Raw genomic sequence first — 4,835 nt, 5'->3', positions numbered from 1 at the left:
GTTTGTGGTGCGGTACTTGCGCCGACCCCAGTTCGTCTCACTCATCATCCGAGCCTACTACCGCTGCGGCCCGGATTTGTGCAACAAAGCCCTTTGAGAGATGAAATTGCAATACACGCAGAACTTCATCTCGCGTGGCGCAAGGATACCCGCAATAAGGTGACAGGCTCAGTTTTGTCCGTTTTGCAAAATACTGCCCTACGGGAAAATTGGATCGCTGAAAAATAAAAATTCAATATCAAAAACAGCCTGTCGAAAGCATTTATTTATGAGGAATATTCCTCAAAATTTCCACCGCAGAAAATCCACAGTCTGAATAAGGCTCTCACGGCTTTGGGCATTGCGGAACGCGCAAGCCGCAGAAGCGCCATGCACGCATGGCAGGGATGATGGGAGGCGGCAAGACCTACGGGCGCGCGCGTTTTGCGGCGCACCGTGAAACCAAGGATGCCCACCATGCACGGCCATGCCACGGCACGGCGGGCGCTTTCATCACTCGACAGTGACGCTCTTGGCCAGGTTTCGCGGCTTGTCGACGTCCGTGCCGCGTGCCAGCGCCGTGTGGTACGAGAGCAATTGCAGCGGCACCACATGCAGGATGGGGCTGAGCGCGCCATAGTGCTCGGGCATGCGAATCACATGGATGCCCGGCGCGTTTTCGATGTCGGTGTTGGCATCGGCCAGCACATAGAGCACACCGCCTCGCGCGCGCACTTCCTGCATATTGCTCTTGAGCTTTTCCAGCAACTCGTCATTCGGGGCGACGGTCACCACCGGCATCTCGCTGTCCACCAGGGCCAAGGGGCCATGCTTGAGCTCACCGGCCGGGTAGGCTTCGGCATGGATGTAGCTGATTTCCTTGAGCTTGAGCGCGCCTTCCAGCGCAATCGGGTAGTGGATGCCACGGCCCAAGAAGAGCGCGTTGTTCTTGCGCGCAAAGTCTTCGGCCCAGCTCACCACCTGCGGCTCCAGCGCCAGCACGGCCTGCAGCGCTACCGGCAAATGCCGCATCTGCTCCAGGTAATGATCGGACTCGCTCTCGGTGATCTTGCCCTTGGCCTGGCCCAAAGCCAGCGTCAACAGGAACAGTCCCGCCAATTGCGTGGTGAACGCCTTGGTGGAGGCAACGCCGATCTCCACCCCTGCGCGGGTGATGTAGGCCAGCTTGCATTCGCGCACCATGGCGCTGGTGGCCACGTTGCAAATGGTCAAGGTATTGGTCATGCCCAGGCCTTGTGCATGCCGCAAGGCAGCCAGAGTGTCTGCAGTCTCGCCCGACTGGCTGATGGTGACAACCAGCGACCGGGGATTGGGCACGCTTTTGCGATAGCGGTATTCGCTGGCCACTTCCACATTGCAGGGAATGCCAGCCAGGCCTTCGATCCAGTATTTGGCTGCACAGCCGCTGTAATAGCTGGTGCCGCAGGCCAGGATAAGCACGTTGTCGATTTCCTTGAACACGCGCCATGCAGCGGTGCCGTCCGCGCCATCGAACAGCTCGGGCACCACGCTCACCACACCTTCCAGCGTTTCGGCAATCGCGCGCGGCTGCTCGAAAATCTCTTTCTGCATGTAATGGCGGTAGGGGCCCAGCTCTACCGCGCCGCTATGGGCGCGCACGGTCTTGACAGGGCGCTCGCCCGCCTCCATGGTTTTGCCCACCTGGTTCACGATCCAGTAACGGCCAATCTGCAGATCCACCATGTCGCCTTCGGCGAGGTAGACGATCTGGTCGGTAACACCCGCCAGCGCCATGGCATCGCTGGCGAGAAAGTTCTCGTTCTGCCCCACCCCCAGAATCAACGGCGAGCCTGCCCGCGCGCCCACCACGCGGTGCGGCTCATCCTTGTGCATCACAGCAATGGCATAGGCGCCGCGCAACTCCTTGATGGCAGCCTGCACAGCATCAAACAGATCGCCGTTGTAGTGGCTGTCCACCAGATGCGCGATGACTTCGGTATCGGTCTGGCTGAGGAACTCATAACCCTTGGCCTGCAAGGCAGCCCGCAGGGCTTCATGGTTTTCGATGATGCCGTTGTGCACCAGGCCCACGCGGCCTGCGGCATGGGCATCGCCCACGCCCGGGCCCACGCTGAAATGCGGGTGCGCATTGTGCACGGCCGGCGCGCCATGGGTGGCCCAGCGCGTGTGGGCAATGCCGGTGGCGCCTTGCAGATGTTCCTTGGTCACCTGCTCCATCAGCTCCGCCACACGGGCGGTGCTGCGGGCACGGTGCAGGCCACTGCCCTGGTTGCCTTCCAGGCTGGCATCGTGCACCGCCACACCGCATGAGTCATAGCCCCGGTACTCCAGCCGCTGCAGGCCTTGCACCAGCACCGGAACGATATTGCGCGTAGAAACTGCTCCAACAATGCCACACATGGGTTTTCACTCCTTGATCAATGGGTGCAGTGTAGAGATCACAAAAGAAAATTATTCGTCTATTTTTCCAAAAATATGAAATTAAATTTCGACATTTCAATGATTTGAAATATTATTTCTAAATGGATAAGATTTTGAACGAGTTAGAACTCGACATCATTGACCTGCAACTGCTGGACGCCTTGCAGCACGATGCCTCCATCAGCAACCAGGCGCTGGCGGAAAAAGTGCATGTCTCGCCGCCCACGTGCCTGCGCCGCATCAAGCGTTTGCGCGAACTGGGATTGATCGAGGGGCAGGTTGCCTTGCTCTCCAGCGACGCACTGGCACGGTTGCAGGGCTTTGGACTGACTGCGCTCGTGGAGGTGAGCCTGGAGCGGCAAGGCGCCGAGGCCTTGGACGCGTTCGAAGCGCTGGTGATCGCCAGCGAGCATGTGCAGCAATGCTGGCGCGTGAGCCCCGGGCCGGATTTTGTGCTGGTGGTGTACGCACATGACATGCCCGCCTACCTGGCGCTCGCCCACAGACTGTTCACCTCGCAGGCCAATGTGCGCAATGTCAAAGCCTATTTCGCCACCAAGCGCAGCAAATTTGTAACACGTATTCCCATCCAGAAGGGCCCCCACCTGACCCATGTGCAGTGACCGGCGCTGCGCATGTTTTCGATCTGCTGGATGAGGCTAGAGACTTTCACACATCTGGCAAATCACCCATCCGAGCCCGCATTGGCGCGGCGCGTGCGCCACAGGTAATGCAAACAAAAGTCAGGGTACAGCAGCAATACCAGCGGTTCCATGGCGCCGATGCCCCACCGTGGCCGACCCTCGATATGCTCTTGAATAAATAGCTGGAGAGGTATGTACTTCCTGCGCAGTCGAGTACTTTGAGAATGCACTCCGTTCAGCATCTGCCCATGCCTTGCGGCAACGGGCAGATGACTGCTTGATGAAAGCAGGTTTAGCGTTCAACAGCGCTCTCGCTCGCCAGACAGGAACCGCCGCTGCACCAGCAGAAGACCATTACGGCATTGGAGCCCCATCCGTCGGATACCACAGGTAACTTCTCGCAACACACTTGCCGCCTTGCGAGTGAAGCTTCATACTTGCCACACGGGTATCAATTCGTAACTGGTTTATGAAATTCCGGTCAGATAACCATCACGAGTTCACTCGTTGAGAGAAAGAGAGGGTCCGCATGGAACATATGAACAACGACAGCACCTTGCAGCAAGGCCAATGGGGCCGCATGGTTCTGATGCTTGCCTGCGCGTTGGCTGCCGCCGGGGCCTTGTGGCAGCTGGATGCGGCTTGGCCCGCATGGCTGGCCGTGGCGGCCCCAGCGTTGCTGTGGCCCGCATTGGCACAATGGATGTCTCAGCGCAGCAGGCAATCTGACAGCAATGATGTGATTCTTGCCTTTGTGGACGGCGTCATCATCGGTATCTGGATGGCGTTGACACATTTCAACCTGCTGGCCAGCGTTGCCATGCTGATGATCCTGGTGCACAGCACCTTCGTGCTGCAAAGTGCACGCCATGCCGTCCTCGTGGTGGCTGGAGCCATCGCAGGCCTGGCCGTCTGCGGCCTGCTCACGTCGTTTGCCATCCGGTACAGTGTCGGCACCATTGCGGTTGTAGGCAGCCTGCTGGGCCTGGCGCTCTACCTGACGACACAAGGCATCATCACCAGCCGACTGCAGGAATCGCTGGTGCACAAGGAGCAGATGCTGACGGTGATGCGCCGGGTTGACGCGATGACCGGCTTTTTTGGCCGCGCCTACTGGAACGATCTGGCAGCGCGTCTATTCAACTACGCAAAGCAAAAAGACATTCCTGCCTTCATGCTGGTGGTGGATGTGGACAACTTCCGCGATATCAACAGCCGCAAGGGCGAGACAGCGGGTGACGAAGTCATCATTGCTGTTGCCAACACGCTACGCACCTGCGTGCGCCCCGGCGATGCCACCTGCCGCTTTGGTGGCGACTCGTTTGGCGTGCTTCTGTCGGGCGTGAACCTGGATGTGACCAGCAAGATCGCCGACCGCATCCACAACCAGGTGCAGACGCGCCGCCTGCGAGACTGGCCCGATGTGCAGATCAGCGTCAGCATCGGCATCGCCAGCCTGGCCAAGTACCACCAATCGGTAGAAGAGTGGATCAAGCAGGCCGAAAGTTCGCTGGAGCAAGCCAAGGGCGCCCCCCGCATGCCTGCTGCCATGCCCGAGCTGGAGCCGATCTCTGCCGAACACCTGGCCGAGCTGGCAGGCCACCCTGCCCCTTCCGCTTCAGCCCGCGCCTGAAATCAGCGCTTCTGCAAAAAAGCCCGCCGTTCCAATACGGCGGGCTTTTTGTTTGTGCTGAGAGCCGCTTGTATGTTTACAGGTGTCGGGGTGAGGGACCAGAGCCGCTATCGGCTGTTGGCGCAGACCGACCGTGTTAGACCCCTCTCAACCCA

4 protein-coding genes are annotated in these 4,835 nt (G+C 59.3%); 3 read left to right on the top strand and 1 reads right to left on the bottom strand.

Annotation, left to right across the window (positions count from 1 at the left end):
* Positions 1-377 precede the first annotated feature (377 nt).
* Positions 378-506 carry a hypothetical protein gene (locus HNP33_RS21255; protein WP_267906740.1) on the top strand — a complete coding sequence of 43 codons (129 nt, stop codon included), beginning with the start codon at positions 378-380 and terminating at the stop codon, positions 504-506.
* Here HNP33_RS21255 and glmS read toward each other — a convergent pair.
* Positions 493-2,382 carry a glutamine--fructose-6-phosphate transaminase (isomerizing) gene (glmS, locus tag HNP33_RS20670; RefSeq protein ID WP_184711740.1) on the bottom strand — a complete coding sequence of 630 codons (1,890 nt, stop codon included), beginning with the start codon at positions 2,380-2,382 and terminating at the stop codon, positions 493-495. The two genes, HNP33_RS21255 and glmS, sit on opposite strands and share 14 nt — an antisense overlap.
* Positions 2,383-2,516: 134 nt before the next feature.
* Here glmS and HNP33_RS20665 point away from each other — a divergent pair, with 134 nt between their 5' ends.
* Positions 2,517-3,026, top strand: coding sequence for an Lrp/AsnC family transcriptional regulator (locus HNP33_RS20665; protein ID WP_233464641.1), 510 nt, complete (start codon positions 2,517-2,519; stop codon positions 3,024-3,026).
* Between the two features lie 550 nt (positions 3,027-3,576).
* Positions 3,577-4,680, top strand: coding sequence for a GGDEF domain-containing protein (locus HNP33_RS20660; protein WP_184711738.1), 1,104 nt, complete (start codon positions 3,577-3,579; stop codon positions 4,678-4,680).
* Positions 4,681-4,835 lie beyond the last annotated feature (155 nt).

Source organism: Comamonas odontotermitis (genome assembly GCF_014207855.1).
GTDB lineage: Bacteria > Pseudomonadota > Gammaproteobacteria > Burkholderiales > Burkholderiaceae_C > Comamonas > Comamonas odontotermitis_A.
The sequence above is the reverse complement of the archived record's forward strand: the minus strand, read 5'-3'. Positions and strand labels throughout refer to the sequence as shown.